The following is a 19,046-nucleotide window of genomic DNA, read 5'->3' as shown; positions in this document are numbered from 1 at the left end:
CGCAACTCTGGGTTTGAAACGACAGCAAGCGCCAACAGCAACGCGCATGCTTGAGCAAGGCGAAATAGGTGTCGTTGTTTCATGTGGCGACGTTAACTGGGCTGGTCATAACAAAGCGCGCTAACGTGGAAGTAACCGGCACCGGAGCGCCAGCGAAGGGAACCAAACTGCGCAGCAGTTTGGTGTCCGGTTGACTGCAGGGTTAGGCGGCGGTTTGCGTTGCATCACTGCTGGTTAGGGCGACGGATTGAGATGCACAGACTGATGAGAAGCCAGTGCAAGCCTAACGTGTCTAGGGCCGCGATAGCCAAGCAAGCAAGCGCCAATGGTAGGTGTTCTGACCAGAGAGGGATAGCTGAGCCCCAAAGCAGCACGGACCCGAACAACGGGAAACCAGAAACCTGCTTGTAAGGCCCTGTGGGCTTCCAATAGTGGTGCGCGAGAGGCCTTATGAACGACAGGTAGAAGTTGAGTGACGAGATGATTGTGCCGAGCAGTGCTGCGCAAATGACGATCGGGTTCATTAGGGCACCGCTCCAGCCGCCTAACAGTGTTTACACGGACCCAGAGGGTCCGTATATCAATTGATATTTAGGGCGCGGGAGTTGCGTGGTAACCCATTGATTTGTTGGGCGCGCCGTTCTTGCGTGTCAGTATAACAACAGCAATATTAGGGGGTACGTGCAGCCGCAGGGTCGCGCAGGTAGCCTCGTGATTTTTCTGACAGAAAGGAGCCCCCTTATGGGGCACACAACCCCCGCGTCTGCTTGAACAAGTCTCGCTGGTGTGTCGCCGCAGGCACTTCAGCACCAACACCGAACAGGCCTATCGCTATTGGGTGCGTCAGTTCGTGCTCTTCCACGACAAACACCACCCAGACTCCCTGGGTACCCGGGACGTCGAAGCGTTCCTGAACCACCTCGCAACCGACCGACACGTTGCCGCCTCCACGCAGTCGCAAGCACTCAATGCGCTGGTGTTCTTGTATGACGCGGTGCTGGGGCTGCCGCTTGGTGACATGGCAGGACTCAAGCGGGTTCAGCGGCGCCAACGCATTCCGGTGGTGCTGTCACGCGAGGAAGTGCGGGCGGTGCTCAATCAGCTTCAGGGGACTCGTCGGCTCATGTGTGAAGTGCTCTATGGCGCGGGGCTTCGTGTGCACGAGTGCGTCACGCTCAGAGTCAAGGACGTCGACTTGGCGGCACGAACCGTGTCGGTGAGGAACAGCAAAGGCAGCAAGGACCGCACGACAATCTTGTCGCAAACCGTCATCGCGAGCCTGCAGCAACATCTGACACGCGTGGCCACCCTACACGCGGAGGATCGTGCGCGCGGCGGCGGCCTGGCACCTATGCCGGACGCGTTGTCACGCAAGTATCCGTCGGCTGCAGCGTCATTGAGTTGGCAGTTTGTGTTTCCGTCGGCCGTATTGCGTCCATGGGGATCGAGCGGACGCTTCGTGCGTTGGCATGTCTCGGACTCAACCGTGCAGAGGGCGTTCAAGCTCGCGCTCGATCGCGCGCAGATCCACAAGCACGCGAGCGTGCACTGCTTGCGCCATAGCTTCGCGACCCACCTGTTGGCGGCCGGGACGGATGTCCGCACGATTCAATTGCTGCTGGGTCATCGCAGCCTGCAGACCACAATGATCTACACACACGTCGAGGCTACCGCGCGCCATGTGATCAGCCCGCTTGATCTGCCTTGACACTCGGGTGCGCGAGGGTGGCGTGCCCCCCTCACAGCCTAACCGCCGCGTCAGGGCCGGCGGTCGAGGCATCTCAGACCTGCGCGCCACCACCAATCCGAAGTCTCCGCGATAGTGGGTGAAATTCCCGAAGGCTGCCGTTCGAATGCCCGCATGTACGAGAGTTGGGATAGATGCCCTGCCTGGCAATGAAGGACTGCTTTGGGTCGCGTGCGGTCGGTCGGCGAACAATGGCTAGTGCTGCAGGCTAGAACTTGGCTGAGAATCCCCGACCCACGGGACCCGGTGACACGACTGCCCCGACGATGTAAGCGTCCAAACCAACGATTCAACGCTCCCGCACAAGATCTAACCCCAGGAGTTCTCAGCACCATATCGATCACGACGCTGCGGCATAAATGAAGCATTGGATCTGAACAGGGAGAGAGCGATGCGGCGGCAGAAACTGGCTGAGGTCCTAGCCTTGGCAAGACGGAACCCGCATTGGATGGGCCGCGAACGCCGCTATAGACCGCTCTCCCCGCGGCGACACGTCATGCCACTGAGCGACGCGTTGATGCAGCTTCGTCTGTCAATGGCACGAGCAGATCACACGGCAGACGCAAGCCTCGAGGCCGTCTCGACCTCGAACACGCGAATCGCAAAGCTTGAATCCCTTGCAGGCATCGCTCGGCGGAAGGGACAGGCCACGGTTTCGATCGAAGAGATGAACAACGCAATCGCGTGCGCAGGGGCATCCGCTGGTACGTCAAGCTCGGCGCGACGAGATTGGCCGCGGAGGCCAATTCCGCTGGCACAAGAGGATCTCGACTGGCTCAATATGCCGAACGTCGGTGGTGAAGTGATACCAGAGCGGGGAGACCAGTGTGACCCTGCTTGCTCACACACATCAACAGATGACCCCACGGGCGCCGAGTCCGATCAAGACTCCGCCTGATATTCGAATCGATGAGGCCGAAGACCCGGCCGTGAGCGATCATCAGGCACGAGGCGTCGCACAGGCGAGCGCCCGTTACTCGATACAGCCTCCCCCAGGTTGAGCACAGCCTGTCTTTTGCCTCGGCACGTATATATGTTCGACAGGCATCAACAACGCCTCGCACTGCTCGGTCACGTGCCGCCTCTGCGTACTCACGAATTCCGTCATATCCGCAATTGAAACGATGGCGCTTTTTCCATAGGTCTCCAGCGCGCGGCCCCGCAGCCCGAGTTGTACCGCGCGCCGATCGATCGGCCCGCCGGAAGGATCGTGGTCAGGATCCCATTGAAGGCGCACATCCGATGCCTTCACCGCAGCTTGCCAATCCTCCCGTGATTGTCCTGATCCCGCCGGCAAGCTTGATGACACCGCCTGTTCAAGCAGGGCGTCGAAGAACGTGCGCCGCAGTCGCACTGCAAGAATGCGCTCCTGCCCGGGTTTGGTTGCCCACCCACTGCGAAACATCATCCACAGGAAGTTCGGCTTGATCCAACTCATTCGGCTGTAGCTGAACGCTCCGCCAAAGCACTGATGGGACAGCGCATAGTCGGCAATTTCGTCCCGATATGCCTGGTACACGACAATACTGTCGTGATCGTAGTTGGCGAGAATGTGTTGGCCGTTCGCAGGCCAGCGTTTGAGTTGTTCGATGTAGTACTCGTAATCCATTTTTCTTGTTTTCTTTCTTGCTATTCGTCATTCCGTTCGGTCTTGCGCTCTTGGGGGGAACGTCAGAGTCGACTCAGCCACCACTGCGTAAACGATCTCAGATCTGGGTGGCTTGAACTCAAAGTCTCGCGCTCCGATCCACGATTCGGCGAGCGCGCCGGATTGCGGTCGATAAGTGCCCGGTGCACAGGCTCGGGTAGTCCAACCAGGAAGGGCAGGTAATCGTCCACCAGCACTTGCGCGTCGATCTGTTCCAACGCGCTGCGTTTGGGGCTTCCACGTGACGCATCACCGCCAGTAGCCAAAACGCGGCTGATAGGGAACCCTAGCTTGCGCAGGTTGGACTCGCGCGCTTGAGCGAATTGAGGCTGCATCGCGGTGACGCACACGAGCTCGTGGCCTGCGTCATGCAGCAGCTGACAGGCCTCAATCGCGCCCGCCATCGCAGGCAACGACGACCAGAACGCCTCATCGAAGAAACGACGAAATTGACTCAGCGCTTCGTCGGCGAGGTGCGGGACATCCCATCGGTCCTTAGCCCAGTAGGCGTCGGGGTCCCGCTCGATCGGACGAACACCATAGGCCCGCTCCCACACGTCAGCGTAAGCGAGGTTGTAGTCGAGCAGGACACCGTCGGCGTCGAGGGCGATGATCGGTCGCGTCATCGTGCGATCTCCTTACGGGTCAATCCAACACTTCCAGGTATCGCGGCGGCACCATATCGGTCAGCCATACACCATTGTCGGATCGGTAAAAGACGTGCCCGTCTGCTCGCATACGCGCTGCGGCCACACTCAGCAACACCAGTTCGCCGTAGCGCCTGCCGACGGCTCCTGCAATCCCAAGATCGGTGGTGAGGTGGACATGATGACGCGCGCCTTTGACCAATCCCTCCCGCAGGATGGCGGACAGGAAACGGCGGGCCGTTCCGTGCAACAACACATCCGGCGGTTCTGCTGGTGCGAGACCGAGTTCGACCTCGACTGAATGGCCCTGATTGGCGCGGATACGCAAGCCGTCGTCGCTGATCGCGAAACGCTGCTTGTCGCTTGTTGCAACGACTTCTCGTATGCACGCGTGGGTCAACGGTTTGCCCGCTGCGTTCGCACGCGTCACGAGCTCGTCGATGGCAACCCAGCCTGCGTGGTCAAGGGCAATGCCGATCAGTTCCGGTTGATGCCGCAGCACCAGGCTCATGAATTTGCTCAATCGTTTGAGCTGATTTTCCGTTTGCATGTTCTTCTTGTTCTCCAGATTTTGTTCTTTGTTGAATGCAGCGCTCGTTACGGATTAGATCACCAGGCAACCCTGCACCGAAGCGACACCAATCGTGGCCTCCATGCCGGCGGTGAATCGCAGAAAGTCGCTCTCCATCCCATCCGAAAAGATCACGCCGTTCTCGGGCATGCGCGAGCGCAATTTCAAGGGCTGCGTCCGCGACACCTCGCCAAAAACGATGCTCGCCTGCGAGGTGCGCGTCGGAAACGGTTCGCGCACTGCAAAGGTGAGCGTATCGGCGTCCCACGCTTTGGCCGCGTACCCTGCACTGGGCTTTCCGCCGCGAAGCGCCTGCGCCACCGCGAGCGAACCGGTCACGATACTTTTGATCCAGGCCGTCGACCCAAGGCCGGTTGCAACGATCACGCCGGAGGAGGACTGCACTTCACGCCCAGCCCCATGTTGAATCTCGTAGAGCGCCGACGCATGGGTGCGCGGACCTATGAAGAGGTCATTCACCGCGCGCAGCATCTGACCGTCGGAGAGCCGCGCCTCGGCCATCGTCACGGCTCGGATTGCGCGTCGGCTTCGCGCGACGTCACCAATCAATGCCAAAAGTCCGTCCGATTCGAAGGGGAGCAGCACACCATCCCAGCGACTCGGCTCTGGATTGACACCAATGAGTGGCTGTCCATCGAGGTACTTCATCGTATTGGCCACCAAACCATCCTGCCCAAGTGCCACCACGATATCGTCGGCGGCAAACACGAAGTTCGGCAGGTAGGTTCGATCAACCAGCTGATAGCGCCCCCAGGTCTGCAACCCACTGACCACCTGCGCCAGACTACGCGCGTACGCCGCGCTTTCTGCCAGGTAGTCCGAGAAGTCTGCGTTCAGGTGTTCCAGGTAGAAACGCGCCTGCGCAAGTGTGTGGTGACGGGCGATCAACTCATCGAGCCGCGTGCGCCGCGTCACCAGCACGACCTTCCGATCAGCGGCCGCGCTCACGATTCACCTGCGTCACGGCGTCCTCACGCGGGGCGCCAAGCAAAGTCTGCAGCAGATCGGGCGAGACATTGAGGTGCCCGATCTTTTCAGCACGCTCCGCGATACCGCCGAAGGCCTGTGCAATCAACTGCCCCGGCGCCATCCCGGCGGCGGCAAGGGCCTGCACAATGCGCGGGTCGGCGGCCTCCAACGCCCGCATGATCGCCGCCACCCGGTGCGCCTCGGCTTCAGCAAGCGCACGGGCGTTGTCCGCCTGACTCACAACGAGGGCCTTGCGCTGGTCTTCGAGCGCGATGTCGGCCGACATCTGCTCGTCGCGCAACGCATTCTCCCGCTTGGCCACCAGCGCCTTGGAATCAAGTTGTGACTCGCGGATCTGGCGCTTCTTCTCTTCTACGGCAATGTCGGTATCGAGTTCGTTCTGCCGGATGGCGCGCTCCTTTTCCACTGCCGACATCCGCCGCAGATAGACCGCATCGTCGGCGGCCTTGAGGTTCGATTCCCGCGCTTCGGCCTCGAGCGCCCGCGCGATGTCGGGCGTGGGCTTGACGGCCATGATGGAGACGCCGAGCACCTCAAGGCCGAGCGCCTCGATCTCCGGTCGCGTTGCCAGTTCCGCCTGCGCGGCGCGAGCGATCTGTGCCGAGGCGCGCAAAGCCTCCTTGAGCGCCATTCCCTGAACGGCTTGCTGCACGATCACCTCGACCTGCATCGCGACCCGATCGCCCAAACGCGCCGGATCTTCGGACACATACGCGCTGCCATTCTTGGCCAACGAGAAGTCCATCAGCCCTGCGGTCTTGCGTGGGTCCTGAATCCTGAACGTGACTTGCCCTTGCACGGTGACGCTCTGAAAGTCCGCCGTCGTCAGTTCGAGAATGAACGGACGATCGCGGCTCGCCACTGGCACCGCCACCAGGGTGGTCGTCGGGGCATAGTAGAAGAACGAGGCACCGGCGCCTTCTCGCACGAGTTTGCCGCCCTTGAATTGCATCAAGTGCACCGTGGGTTGGGACTTGATATAGCGAACGCCGAACATGTGGGTCTCCTTCCTTTGCCGGTTGCACTGTACAACTTGCATGGGTTGGACAGTACAACTTAGAATTGGGGTCGTCAACAGGAGATGTTTGCATGCCTACGAAGAAATCGTCTGACAGCGCCGCATCCAAACGTACGGCCCCAGCTTTCCGCCTGCCCTTCACAACCGTGGATGTCGTGATCTTTACGGTGCTGGAGGAGAGTCTTTGCGTGCTGCTGGTCCGACGCCCTTCAGGCGCATCCGAGCCGTTTCCCGACAAGTGGGCCCTGCCCGGCGGTTTCGTGAATGTCGAGGTGGACGCAACACTCGAAGCCTGTGCAGTACGCAAGCTTGGCGAGAAGACCGGCGTCCAAAGTCCATACCTTGAACAACTCGGAAGCTGGGGCGGCGCCGACCGCGACCCGCGAGGATGGTCTGCAACCCATGTGTATTTCGCCCTGATCCCGGCTGAACACATCACGCTTGAGAAGGGCGCCAACGCGGCCGACGTCGCCTGGTTCGATGTCGATGAGATTCTCGCCGCGGAGGACCTGGCTTTCGACCATTCGATGATTCTCGCCACGGCCGTGGAGCGCTTGCGCAGCAAGGTCGAGTACACCTCGCTACCGGCGTTCCTGATCCCGGAACCCTTCTCTCTCCCGCAATTGCAGAAGGTATATGAGGTTGTGTTGGGACGTCCCGTCGACAAGAGCGGGTTTCGTACCCGCATGCTCGCCGCCGACTTTCTCGTCGAAGCGGGGTTTCTGGATGGGCTGTCCAATCGCCCGGCCATGGGCTATCGCCTCAAGGATCGCAATGCCCCCGTTGTGTTTCCTCGTACCTTCGGTCGTTGATGCCGTTCTGAACGCGACAAACGCAGCAGACTCCACGCGCTTCAGTCACATTCCCCGCGTCGTGGAATTGATCACGTGATGCATACGCACTGTTAGTTGCACTGTACAACTTGTTGGCGTACGATGGCCTCACGTTAGACGCGACACAGCCAGGAGGCCACAAAATGAGCCAGGAACGCATCCACCTTGTGATCATCGATCCGCAGAACGATTTCTGCGATCTGCCCGACGCTTACCTCCCCGCACACGTCGCAGGCAAGGCCCGCACGGCCCCCAGCCTGCCGGTTACCGGCGCGCATGCCGACATGCTGCGCATTGCCGCCCTGATCGACGCTGCGGGCAACGCGATCACCGACATCTCGGTCACGCTCGACTCACACCAGCACATCGACATCGCGCACCCGACGTTCTGGCGCGATGCCCGCGGCGACGCGATCGGCGCCTTCACCCAGATCACAGCCGCCGACGTGCGCGCCGGGCGCTATGTGCCACGCCTCGAAGGCGCCCTGCCCCGCGTACTTGCCTACCTCGACCAACTCGAAGCCGCCGGCCGCTACACCCACATGGTGTGGCCGGTGCATTGCGAAATCGGCACCTGGGGCCACAACGTCCACCGCGATGTGCTGGCTGCCTACAACCGCTGGGAAGAGGCAACGCTGCGCACGGTGAACAAGGTGGTGAAGGGCACCAACCCCTGGACCGAGCACTACAGCGCGGTGCGCGCCGAAGTGCCGGACCCGGCCGATGCGGCGACCGAACTCAACGCCGCGTTCATTGCGCAGCTGCGTGAGGCCGATCGCATTCTGATCACCGGTGAAGCGGGCAGTCACTGCGTCAAGGCCACCACCGAGCACATCGCAGAGCAACTCGGCGCCCAGCGTCTCACGCTCCTGGTTGACTGCATGAGCCCGGTCAGTGGTTTTGAACCCCAGTACCGCGCGTTCATCGAGGCAATGCGCGCCCGGGGCGCAACGATCGCGACCTCTACAGACGTCCTCCCCACACTGCAGGCAGCGCTTGCCTGCGCGGAGTCCTGAAATGACCCTCAATCGCCCGGTTGTCCGCAGCCTGCTCGAGAACGACCTCTACAAGTTCACCATGTGGCAGGCCCTGCTGCACAGCCACCCCGGCGCGCAGGCCGAATACGCCTTCGTGTGCCGCAACGCCACGGTCTATCCGCTCGCGACGCTCAAGGCCGCAGTTGAAGCCGAGCTCGATCACCTCTGCAGCCTGAGTTTCCAGCAGGACGAACTCGACTACCTGAGCAGCCTGCGCTTCATCAAGAGCGACTTCGTCGACTTCCTTTCGCTGTTCCGTTTCCAGCGCCGCTTCATCACCGTCGAAACCGAGGGTGAGAAGCTGCTGATCAAGGCACGCGGCCCGCTGGTGCACGTGATGGGTTTCGAGATCTTCGTGCTCTACATCGTGAACGAGTTGTACTTCCGTGGTCTGCCTTCAGGCGACGCGGTGATGAACGTCGCCCGCGAACGGCTACAGGCCAAGATCGCGCTGCTGCATTCACAGCGCGATGCGCTCCTCGCCGATCCGGCTCACCCCTTCGTGTTCTTCGACTTCGGCCTGCGTCGCCGCTACTCCGGGGAGTGGCATGAAGAAGTGGTGCATTCACTCGCGGAGTCGCTGCCCGAGCACTTCCGCGGCACATCCAACGTGTATCTCGCAAAGAAGTTCGGCCTCACGCCGATCGGAACCATGGCACATGAGTACCTCCAGGCCTATCAGGCCTTCGGCTTCCGGCTTCGCGATTTCCAGAAGGCCGCGCTGGAGGGCTGGGTGCAGGAGTACCGCGGCGACCTCGGAGTTGCGCTCACCGACGTGGTCGGCATGGATGCCTTTCTGAACGACTTCGACCTCTACTTTGCCAAGCTCTTCGACGGTTTGCGCCACGATTCTGGCGATCCGATTGAGTGGGGAGAGAAGGCGCTCGCCCACTACCAGAAGCTGCGCATTGACCCCGCCACCAAGCGCCTGGTGTTCTCCGACGGGCTCGATCTGCCGCGCGCGATGGCCATCCACGCCCACTTCCGCGGTCGCATCCAGACAAGTTTCGGGATCGGTACCGACCTCTCGAACGACACGCCGCACAAGGCACTCAACATCGTGATGAAGATCATGTCGTGCAACGGGCAGCCGGTCGCCAAGCTCTCCGATTCGCCGGGCAAGACGCTGTGCGAGGACGAAGTGTTCCTCGCCTACCTGCGCCAGGTCTTCGACCACCCGCAAGGCTGAGAGCCCGAGGAGACACGCATGCTCAGACTGACAATCGGCCAGATCAACCCCACCATCGGCGATATCGACGGCAACCTTGCATTGATGCGCGCGGCGGCCCGCAAGGCAGCCTCCGAAGGTGCGCAGATGGTGGTGTTCCCGGAACTCTCGCTCACCGGCTACTACCCCGGTGACCTGCTCGACGAACCGGGTTTTCTCGCCGCGATCGAACGCGGCCTGGAGGCCGCCCGCGCCGCCAGCCGCGAGACCCCGGATCTGTACTGGGTCATCGGCGCGCCAGTGACGCGCAGCGGGCCTGGTAAGCGGTTGCAGAACGCGCTCCTGGTGCTGCATCAGGGCGAAGAAGTGCTTCGCTACGCCAAGCAATTGCTGCCCACCTACAACGTCTTCGATGAACGGCGGCACTTCGAACCCGGCCCGGATGTCGCGCGCATCCTCAAGGTCGGCAGCACACGGGTGGGCTTCATGATCTGCGAAGATTCATGGAATGACGCCGGTAAGGATTACGCCGTCAATCCTTTCGAGCGTCTGGCCGACGCAGCACCCGACCTGGTGGTGTCGATCAACGCCAGCCCCTCCAACCTCGGCAAACGCGCTCAGCGCCATGCGCTGTTTGCCGCGGCAAGCCGACGCAACCACCTACCGATCCTTTATGTGCACCAGGTGGGCGGACACGATCAACTGGTGTTCGACGGGGCGTCCTTCGCGGCGACACCGGATGCCGGCGTGGTGTTCGAAGCCAAGCAGTTCGAAGAAGACATCGTGACGCTTGTATTCGAGAACGGTGACTTCCTGCAGAACGACTGCTCGGCCTTCCCGGGCCCGGTCGCCGAAGCGCTTTCCCCGATGGCCTTCTATCGCAAACAGATCGTACTGGGGCTGCGCGACTATGCCCGCCGCTGTGGCTTCAAGAAGGCGGTCGTGGGCTGCTCCGGCGGCATCGACAGCGCCCTGACGCTGGCCCTGGCGGTAGAAGCCTTCGGTGCCGAGAACGTCACGGCGATCACGATGCCCTCGCGCTTTTCGAGCGAAGGCAGCGTCAGCGATTCGGAACGCTTGTGCCACAACCTCGGCATCGAACTGCTGACCCACCCGATCCGGGAGATCGTTGCGGCCTTTGAATCCGGGTTCACGCAGGCCACCGGCGCAGCGCCGCAGGGCCTCACGCTCGAGAACCTGCAGGCGCGCGTGCGCGGCACGATCCTGATGGAGTACAGCAACGCGCACGGCCACCTGCTGCTGACCACCGGCAACAAGAGCGAGATCTCAGTCGGTTACTGCACGCTGTACGGCGACACCAATGGCGGGCTCGGACTGATTGGCGACTTGTACAAGACTGAGGTGTTCGAACTCTGCAGGCACATCAACGCAGCCGAGGGGCGCGAAGTCATTCCGCTGGCAATCATCGACAAGGAACCTAGCGCTGAACTCGCTCCGGGCCAGAAGGACACCGACAGCCTGCCGCCCTACCCGGTGCTGGACGACATCCTCAAGCATCTGATCGAGGGCGACCGGCTGGGCCCCTCGGAACAGGAGACCGTGCAAGCCCGCATGGCAGACCTCATCGCCACCGACACAGGCCGTGCGCTGATCGCCCGCATCAAGGGGATGATCGGTCGCAACGAGTACAAGCGGCGCCAGGCGCCTCCGATCCTCCGTCTGCGCTCACGCGCCTTTGGCAGTGGCCGGCAGATGCCTATCGCCGCGCGCCATACCTTCTGAACTCACCGGACCCCCTCCATGACGACCTTCGATACCGCGGTTGTAATTGGCCGCTTCCAGCCCTTCCACAAGGGCCATGCGACCCTCCTCAACACCGCGCTGTCGCGCGCGCACCGAGTGGTCGTGGTGCTGGGTTCCGCGCATCGCGCGCGCGACGCCAAGAACCCCTTCACCTGGGAAGAACGCGCCGCGATGATCGGACTCGCACTCAACGAAGCGGATCGTGCCCGCGTGTCTTACCTGCCAGTGCGGGATCTGTATGACGACAAGCGTTGGCAGGCGGCGGTGAGTGCAGGCGTCGCTGAGCGATCTGGGAGCGCGACAGAGAAGATCGCGTTGGTCGGGTTCAACAAGGACGCGTCCAGCTACTACCTGGGCCTGTTTCCGACCTGGGAATACATCGCCGCGCCACGCGAACATGAGGTCGACGCGACCGACCTGCGACGTGTGATGTTCGAAGGCGAGGATGAGGACGCGACCAGCGCCCTACTGGCCAGCCTGACGCATCCGAAGATCCACCACTACCTGCGCGGTTGGCTGCGGCAGTCCTTCGTAGCGGGCCTGCGTGCGGAACACGCGTCCATAGTCCACTACAAGCGCGCGTGGAAGAGCGCGCCCTTTGAGCCGATCTTCGTGACGGTGGATGCTGTGGTGAAGGCCGCCGGCCATGTGCTGCTGGTACAGCGCGGCGGCGACATGGGCAAAGGGCTGTGGGCGCTACCGGGTGGCTTCCTGGAGCCGCGCGAGCGCTTGCTCCAGTCCGCCATTCGAGAATTGCGGGAGGAGACCGGTCTCGCGACGCTGACCGTAACCCTCGAAGCCGCCCTCAAGGACGTTGCCGTATTCGACCACCCCGACCGCAGTCAGCGCGGCCGCACCCTCACCCACGCGCACTTCTTCGATCTCGGGAGCACGCGACTCCCTGAGGTTGCCGGCGCTGACGACGCAGCACTCGCCCAGTGGGTGCCAGTCGAAGTGCTTGCAGGTATGGAGGAGCAGATCTTCGAGGACCACTTCGCAGTACTCGATCGGTTTCTCGGAATCCGCACCTGAGAAACTTGCGCCGCGTGGGGCATTGCGGTGGCTGCGGCATGCAGCGTAGCGCGCCCCCCGCTATACGAAGCCAACAGAGCGCCGGCGCCTCGCGCACTCCCTGGTTGTGCCCGTGCAACGGCCCGCCGTTCCGATGCTGCCCTCAAAACCCAAGCTCACCCTTCTGCCCCTGGTAACTGACTCAGTTGGCATCCCCAACTACGCTCGCAGCGTATTTTCTTGTTTATTATCAGATAGTTAGGTCTTTTAAGACGCTTGAACTCAGCGTCCTGCCGATGTAGTCTCCTGTGGACTCGCGGTATCCACACCCGCGCCTTCCTTTCGCAAAGCTCAGTCAGGAGGTGACCCACAGACAGCGTCCAGAAAAGCAAAAGCCCGGCTTGCCGGCCGGGCTCTCACTTTAATCGGGGCTTGACCCCAAGACTGCGTCTTCAGACAAAGCCAGTCTAGGGCCGCCATTTCGGCGCGTCAATCCCCTTTTTCGTCATTTCGAACGTCTCGCGACGAGCGACGGGTTCGCTCGTCCGCAAAGAAGGGATTGACCCATGCGAACCACAAAACGCTTCACACCAGCAGTCCTCCGCCGCTTTGCGCGGCAGGGCCGGGGTACAGGGACATTCGGTGAATATCAGGCTTGGCATCAGGTGAGCCGCGGTGACCCAGCAAGTCGAGGGCGCTCGCACATTGTTTGTTGGCGAGACTTCCAGCTGGATCTGCTGTCGGACAAAGAAAAAACCCTGTTCCTGCTGGCAAGCATGCGCCAAGACGTCGTTGACGCGCGCGCGCAGTTTCCCCTAGCCCTGGACACGAGCTCGCACGAGCTGGAAGCTTACGGAGAGATCCGGCTAGCACGCTATCCCGGGATCGCTCAGCTCGCGAGCGAACTGAAGATCCGAGCACCGAAGCTGCGTGAAGGAGACGATCAAGCGCCTTGGGTCTCCACGACCGACCTACTGCTCACGGTCGAACAGGCGCCGGGCGTGTTTGCCTTCATTGCTGTCGCCTTCAAGTACGCACGGGAGCTGGCAGCCAAGCGTACAAAGCAGCTCCTGCAATTGGAACGTGAGTACTGGTTGCGGCGTGGCGTCCAATGGTTAATGGTCACGGAGGCACTGTTCGATCGCCGCTATGCCGAGTGTCTGGAGCGAGTCTGGTGGTGGGCGCTCCACTGCCCGGTCGACAACGAAACGCTTCGTAACACGGCGGCGATCATCTGCCGAGCAGCGGGCCAAACCCAACTCCACGCGATCAAGCAAGTGGCCCGCCGCACGGGCGACCCAATGGTCGCCCAGCACGCCTTTTGGCAAGCGATCTGGTGTGGCGCAGCGCCGGTCGACCTGCGCCGCGGGTGGCGTCCCCACGTGCCCGTTCACGTTCTTTCCGTCGATGGCTTCCGGAGTCTGAATCCGATCCTGTGTGGGAGGTCAGCATGGATTGGCTAGCACACGGCGCGCTGGTGCGGGTTCTCGATGCTGATGCCACGCGCATCTTTCGCGTGCTGTTCGATGCGCCCGAAATCGGAAAGGTTGTCTGCGCACAGCTTTACTGCTCTGAGCCTCCAAAGCCGCACCGCGGGGGCAGAAGACGCAAGGTCCCTGAAGCAAACCCTCGCAAGAAGGCGCCGATGCCACTGGTCGGGGAGCTCGTCTGGCGGGACCGCGATGAACTCGCCCGCATGCAAGAAGACCGCTCGCTGTTCGCGCTGGAGCTCGAACTGGATCGCTCGCAGTGCCTTCCGCTGAACACCCACAACGCGGCGCTTCTGGAGCGACGTATTCGATGTGCCGCGCCTTTCCTTGATCTCGACCACCTGCGAGACGAAATCCTCTCGTCCGGATCACTGGCTACCCTGATCAATGAGGCTCAGAAACTTGGGGCTTCGAAATCTCTCGCCTACGGCATCTTCTCACTCTTGTGCCGCTACGGCTTCTTCGAACACGCCCTGCGGCCCCGGAAGGATCGGTGCGGCGCACCGGGCGTGCTGCGCCCATGCGGCGAAGCCGAGCGTCCCCGCAAGAAAGCCGGCCGCAAAACAGCCAACCAGCGGCAAACCCTGCGCCGTGGTCTGGTCGCTGAGCCCGAGCAGCCAGGCATGACGAGCGACTGGCGTCGACGCATCTTGGCCGCCGATTCGCGCATCAGCCAGCCAAAGCCCAAATGGCCTGCCCGCTGTCTCAGGATTCTCGAGAGCAGCTTCGTAACCCGGTATCGCGAAGAAGACGGGCGGCTCATTCCGGCCGAAATGCCCTTGGGCTCCTATCCGAGTCGATCCCAGATCAAACACGTGCTGACGCGCGAGCTACCACTGCTCATGCGTATCGCCGAAAAGACGACCAAGGGCCATTTCGCACGCTCTCACCGCGGCCTCCACGGCAGAGCATGGAAAGGGGTGAGCGGACCAGGGCACACCTGGGCAATTGACTCGACTGTCGGCGACATCTACTTGAGATCGTCAGTCGACCGGTCATGGATCATTGGTCGCCCGATCGTGTACACCATTGTCGATGTGTGGTCGTCCGCCGTGGTGGGCTTCTATGTTTGCCTCGAAGATCCGTCATGGGAGATGGCCAAACTCGCACTGTTCAGTGCCGCAGCGGATCCGCAACTGATCGGCGTACTTTGGGGCTACACCCCCGTTTTGTCGCTGAGCCCGGCCCCCACGCTTCCCGTCGTTCTGCTTTGCGACCGCGGCGAGTATCTGAGCAAGGGCGCGCGACAGACGGGCATCAAGCTGATTCCCGATCTGGCCTACGCGCCCCCGTACCGCCCCGACCTGAAGGGATCGGTCGAAGTCCTGCACCGGATCGCCAAGGACCAAATGTTCCGGTTCGCGCCCGGAGCGATTGACGCGCGACGCGACGAGTATGAACTGCGCCGCTTCCGACCAGATGACGCCGCGTTCACTGTGAAGGAGTTCGTCGCCTACTTGTATTCGATCTACACCGAATACAACCTCGCCGCTCGGCGCGAGGAACGACTGGATGCCCATATGCATGCACAAGGGGTCGTGCCCTGCCCGGCGGGGCTTTGGCGCTGGGGCCACTCAATGGGACTGGGTGTGCAACGCGCGCTGCCTCCGTCCCTGCTTATCTCGGAGCTCCTCTCCGAGGGCTTGGCTCGCGTGCGTAGGGATGCCGTCCGCATGATGAAGCGCGACTACGAGGCGCCGGAGGGATGGACCACGATCGCGCGCGCGGGGCAGGGCTGGGACGTCCAAGCTCGCTACTTTCCAGGCTCCGTCTCTCGCATCTGGGTGCCCTCGCCGGCATCTACGGTGCCGCTCGAACTCGCGTTGAGCGACCAGTCCACCGCCTCCGAGGAACTCACGTTCGACGAGGTGGCCGACGCCCACGCATATGGACTCCGCGACCGTCCGCAGACCGAGCACGAGCGCACCATGATCCGGCTGGGGGAACGACACCGCCGCGAGGAACTGTCGCAGCACGCCATCGAGGCCACCCGAGAGGCCGAATCGCGCAGCACCGGAGCCCGCCCTTCTCTGACGGAGGCACGACGCATCGAGATCGACGAGCGGGGCATCGCCCCCAGCCTGCCGACACCAGCACCCGAGGACCTGCCGCCGCCGGAGCCCGACGACTATACGGAAACCATGCGTCGGATCATGGCGGACATGGCCAGGGAGGACGGCGATGACTGAATTCAACCCTTATGCCGGCAACATCCTCGTGGACGGCCTCGGCCCGATCCTCTCCAGGTTCGATCGGCAGAGAAGACTGATGATGATCCCGACGATGCCAAAGGATGCGATCGGAGCGCCACGTCATTTGCGCCTTCATGTACTCGCGCGGCTGCGCGACCTGCATATCGTGCGTCGAGAAGATCTGCGCGTCGCAGATAGCATCGACCTCGCGATTCGAGAAAGTTACCGCTACCGCGACCCACGCTTGGCTGCGACCTGGGGACTGGTGAGCGCCGAACCAATGCTAATGCAGGCCCCGCGCGCACCCGCACAGTCCATGGTGATTTCCGGCCATTCAGGGACCGGAAAGACGGACACCGTGCTGCGCATCTTGCACAGTTACCCCGCTCAGGTAATCAAACACATGAGCTTTCCGAGATTGGAAGGTCCGCACTTCCAGATGACGTGGCTCTGCGTCGACGTACCACCAAACGGGAAGGCTGAATCGCTCGCCGACGTGCTCATGCAAGCGTGGGACGATACGATGACACGGGCCAATGCCGAGCACGTACCGCGCTTCTGGAGGACACGTGAGGCCGGTCGCCGTGACGGTGCGCGCATGCTGGAGGAATGGCGGCAAGTTGCCACCAGTCACTTCCTCGGCGTCCTGGTGCTCGACGAAGTCCAGAATCTTTTCAATCTCCCGGCACTGAAGGCGCGATCGCGCCGTGGACGTGTCGACGCGTCCGACGATTCAGCGTGTCTCGAGCTGTCGATCGTAGAGGATCAGGTTCTGCGATGGATTCTTACCCTGATGAATACCTGGGGCATCGCGCTGATTCTGATCGGCACGCCCGATGGCGTTCAAGGACTAATGCGCAGATTGGCATTCGCCGAGCGCGCCGTCACGGGCGGCTATCATTGCATGCGCGTGTTCGGTGGCATGCAAGACGAAGAGTTTTCTGACTACTTCCTTCCGTCGCTCACCGCATTTCAAGGCGTGGCAAAGCCGCTGCATGTATCACCCGAACTCGGCGCCCTCTTGATGGAACTGACCGCTGGCATCCCACGATTGCTGGTCGCATTGTGGGTGGCAGCCCACCGGGTGGCGTATGAGCACAAGGCAGACACACTAACGGAAGCCGATATACGCAAGGCCGCTGGCACCTATCTGGCCCCCGTCATGCCAGCCGTTGCCGCCTTGAGGTCAAACGACCCCCGACAGATGCGACGGTACGAGGATCTGCTACCACGTGACTGGGACGTGTGGTCGGATTTGTTCGCGCAGCAGGTGAGCGCGCAAGTTTGAGATATGGAGCAGGCGGTCTTCAGGCCGCCTGCAGAGCAACGCCCGAGACCATACTCGACAGTGCGCCAGCAAGGGATACGCCACCTTCCCGCACGAGCGCTTCAAACTCCTCGGTGGGAACTCCACCAATCCGGGCGGCCTCCACTAGTGTTCTGCCTTCCTCGTAAAACGCGATAGCGGCACGCATAAAGTCCCTTTGGGCACGACCACGTACGAGATTCGGGAGCCCCATGCGCTCGAGTCTCCCCCGCGCGATCGCTACCGAAGTGCCACATAGCGCTGCGACAGCGCTATACCGCCCACCGACGGCCACATACGCGTCGTGCAATGCTTTCTGCGTCGGAGTCGGTTTGAGTTGTCGCTTCGCAGATGGTTCGTGATTTTCGTCTTCAGACAGGAAAGCCGCCACTGCATCGTCGGATGATGCGAACAGGACCGCGGCGGCCAATAGATACGCTTCGACAGAGCTCGCGGCATTGCTCAAATAGAGCACACCGTCCAGCTGATGAAGGCATGCGCCTCGACGCTTGGCCTTTGCAGGAGGAAACACCTCTTGAAGCCACGCCGTCGGGTAACTATCGAGGATCAGGTCGCTCAGCAGAGGACGTCGAGCTTCGCCCCCGTCGACCTGAAGATGGCAGTCATGGGCGCGGCGTTTGAGCGCGCGCATGACTGACCGCAATGCTAAAGGTGCAGCACGTGCCATCAACGCATCCCCGATTGCCGCGAACCGCTGCGTCAGGGGGTGCAAGTTGCTGTCTAGCAGCAAACCGTAGTCAATTGGCGTGCTGCTTCCCAATCGCGCCGAAGGCGTATCAAGGAAGCACCACTCGTCTTCGACACGCCGCAACGGCGTGCTATGGCGTGGACATAGGTATCGGCCAGGGATCTGATGTGCGCGTCGCCAGTAGCAAAAGCCGACACACGTTTGATCATCTAAGATGCATTCGGGGCATAGGTACGCGCCGTCGCGGGCGAGGCGAAACCCACTGATCCGATGGATGCTCGCAGCACTTGCACTCCCGTGGGCAACCTCCGGATGAAACGGGGTGACCGCGCGCCGCCAAGGCAACGTCATGTGGGCAGCCGTAAATACCTCAAGCGAGACGCCCGCGCAGTGGCTAAGCAACTCGGTCGTTCCGATCTTGCCGGCGGCCGTCGAACGGCCGGCATGCCACAGGCGCAGGGCGTCGGTGGTCTCTCGCTTGTCGCGAAAACCATTCAATCGCTTTACTCGCCCCAGATAACCACGGTCCATTTCGTCATCCATGAGACTGGGGCGAAGCAGCATGATCATTTCTCCGGCGTGTGTCTGATTACTTGCCCCGATTGCGTCGCGGGGTTCAGGACTGAAAGGGAGCGGATCACGGTGGACAACGCTCTGGCGTGGGTGCCACTCCCGTCCCACGTCGCGCGAACAGCCTCGATCAACTCGTCGTTGGCGCGCACGGCATCGGCGGTGACGCCTCCGGCACGCCGTTCAACGTAGAGGCAAACCTCCTCCAACAAGCGCGAGGTACGCCGATGCTTGCCGGACAGAATGCGACTGACCTGGCCTTGGCTTGCGCCGACCGCAACCGCGATCTCGCTCTGAGTGATGCCCTGCATTCGACAGATTTCG

16 protein-coding genes are annotated in these 19,046 nt (G+C 61.9%); 9 read left to right on the top strand and 7 right to left on the bottom strand.

Going from position 1 to position 19,046, the window contains the following annotated elements; genetic code table 11:
* The first annotated feature begins 763 nt into the window (after nucleotides 1-763).
* Entirely contained in the window at nucleotides 764-1,708 is a 945-nt protein-coding gene (locus HH302_RS13095) for an integron integrase (RefSeq protein ID WP_172202683.1), read from the top strand.
* Between the two features lie 1,012 nt (nucleotides 1,709-2,720).
* Here HH302_RS13095 and HH302_RS13090 read toward each other — a convergent pair.
* From HH302_RS13090 to HH302_RS13070, 5 genes are all read right to left on the bottom strand, one after another.
* Nucleotides 2,721-3,356, bottom strand: a complete 636-nt coding sequence (locus HH302_RS13090) for a DUF4291 domain-containing protein (RefSeq protein ID WP_172202593.1) — start codon at nucleotides 3,354-3,356, stop codon at nucleotides 2,721-2,723.
* A 62-nt stretch (nucleotides 3,357-3,418) separates the two neighbouring features.
* Nucleotides 3,419-4,021, bottom strand: coding sequence for an HAD family hydrolase (locus HH302_RS13085; protein ID WP_172202592.1), 603 nt, complete (start codon nucleotides 4,019-4,021; stop codon nucleotides 3,419-3,421).
* Nucleotides 4,022-4,040: 19 nt separating this feature from the next.
* A complete protein-coding gene (locus HH302_RS13080) occupies nucleotides 4,041-4,592 on the bottom strand; it encodes an RNA 2'-phosphotransferase (RefSeq protein ID WP_172202591.1) in 552 nt (183 codons plus the stop codon).
* A gap of 54 nt (nucleotides 4,593-4,646) precedes the next feature.
* Nucleotides 4,647-5,582: a sugar kinase gene (locus HH302_RS13075; RefSeq protein ID WP_172202590.1), complete on the bottom strand. Its 936-nt coding sequence runs from the start codon at nucleotides 5,580-5,582 to the stop codon at nucleotides 4,647-4,649.
* Nucleotides 5,566-6,621, bottom strand: a complete 1,056-nt coding sequence (locus HH302_RS13070; RefSeq protein WP_172202589.1) for an SPFH domain-containing protein — start codon at nucleotides 6,619-6,621, stop codon at nucleotides 5,566-5,568. Before HH302_RS13070 ends, HH302_RS13075 begins: the two co-directional genes overlap by 17 nt.
* 92 nt (nucleotides 6,622-6,713) lie before the next feature.
* Here HH302_RS13070 and HH302_RS13065 point away from each other — a divergent pair, with 92 nt between their 5' ends.
* The 8 genes from HH302_RS13065 to HH302_RS13030 all read left to right on the top strand — a co-directional run bounded on the left by HH302_RS13065 (nucleotide 6,714) and on the right by HH302_RS13030 (nucleotide 17,425).
* On the top strand, nucleotides 6,714-7,454 hold the full coding sequence (locus HH302_RS13065) for an NUDIX domain-containing protein (RefSeq protein ID WP_172202588.1): 741 nt from the start codon (nucleotides 6,714-6,716) through the stop codon (nucleotides 7,452-7,454).
* Between the two features lie 164 nt (nucleotides 7,455-7,618).
* On the top strand, nucleotides 7,619-8,491 hold the full coding sequence (locus HH302_RS13060) for an isochorismatase family protein (protein ID WP_172202587.1): 873 nt from the start codon (nucleotides 7,619-7,621) through the stop codon (nucleotides 8,489-8,491).
* 1 nt (nucleotide 8,492) lies between these two features.
* Nucleotides 8,493-9,701, top strand: coding sequence for a nicotinate phosphoribosyltransferase (gene pncB / locus HH302_RS13055; protein ID WP_172202586.1), 1,209 nt, complete (start codon nucleotides 8,493-8,495; stop codon nucleotides 9,699-9,701).
* Nucleotides 9,702-9,719: 18 nt separating this feature from the next.
* Nucleotides 9,720-11,423, top strand: a complete 1,704-nt coding sequence (locus HH302_RS13050; RefSeq protein ID WP_172202585.1) for an NAD+ synthase — start codon at nucleotides 9,720-9,722, stop codon at nucleotides 11,421-11,423.
* A gap of 18 nt (nucleotides 11,424-11,441) precedes the next feature.
* Nucleotides 11,442-12,476 carry a bifunctional nicotinamide-nucleotide adenylyltransferase/Nudix hydroxylase gene (locus HH302_RS13045; protein WP_172202584.1) on the top strand — a complete coding sequence of 345 codons (1,035 nt, stop codon included), beginning with the start codon at nucleotides 11,442-11,444 and terminating at the stop codon, nucleotides 12,474-12,476.
* Nucleotides 12,477-13,021: 545 nt separating this feature from the next.
* Nucleotides 13,022-13,918: a TnsA endonuclease N-terminal domain-containing protein gene (locus HH302_RS13040; protein WP_172202583.1), complete on the top strand. Its 897-nt coding sequence runs from the start codon at nucleotides 13,022-13,024 to the stop codon at nucleotides 13,916-13,918.
* Nucleotides 13,906-16,134, top strand: coding sequence for a DDE-type integrase/transposase/recombinase (locus HH302_RS13035; protein ID WP_172202582.1), 2,229 nt, complete (start codon nucleotides 13,906-13,908; stop codon nucleotides 16,132-16,134). The genes HH302_RS13040 and HH302_RS13035 overlap by 13 nt, the downstream gene beginning before the upstream one ends.
* Complete coding sequence (locus HH302_RS13030; RefSeq protein ID WP_172202581.1) at nucleotides 16,127-17,425, top strand: ATP-binding protein; 1,299 nt, start codon at nucleotides 16,127-16,129, stop codon at nucleotides 17,423-17,425. Before HH302_RS13035 ends, HH302_RS13030 begins: the two co-directional genes overlap by 8 nt.
* Nucleotides 17,426-17,444: 19 nt before the next feature.
* Here the strand turns inward: HH302_RS13030 and HH302_RS13025 are convergent, their stop codons facing one another.
* A complete protein-coding gene (locus HH302_RS13025) occupies nucleotides 17,445-18,722 on the bottom strand; it encodes a TniQ family protein (protein WP_172202580.1) in 1,278 nt (425 codons plus the stop codon).
* Nucleotides 18,719-19,033 carry a hypothetical protein gene (locus tag HH302_RS13020; protein ID WP_253946094.1) on the bottom strand — a complete coding sequence of 105 codons (315 nt, stop codon included), beginning with the start codon at nucleotides 19,031-19,033 and terminating at the stop codon, nucleotides 18,719-18,721. The genes HH302_RS13025 and HH302_RS13020 overlap by 4 nt, the downstream gene beginning before the upstream one ends.
* Nucleotides 19,034-19,046: the final 13 nt, after the last annotated feature.

The sequence above is a fragment of the Niveibacterium sp. COAC-50 genome, assembly GCF_013184235.1.
Taxonomy (GTDB): domain Bacteria; phylum Pseudomonadota; class Gammaproteobacteria; order Burkholderiales; family Rhodocyclaceae; genus Niveibacterium; species Niveibacterium microcysteis.
Note: the sequence above shows the minus strand (reverse complement) of the source record. Positions and strands in the feature narration are given on the sequence as shown.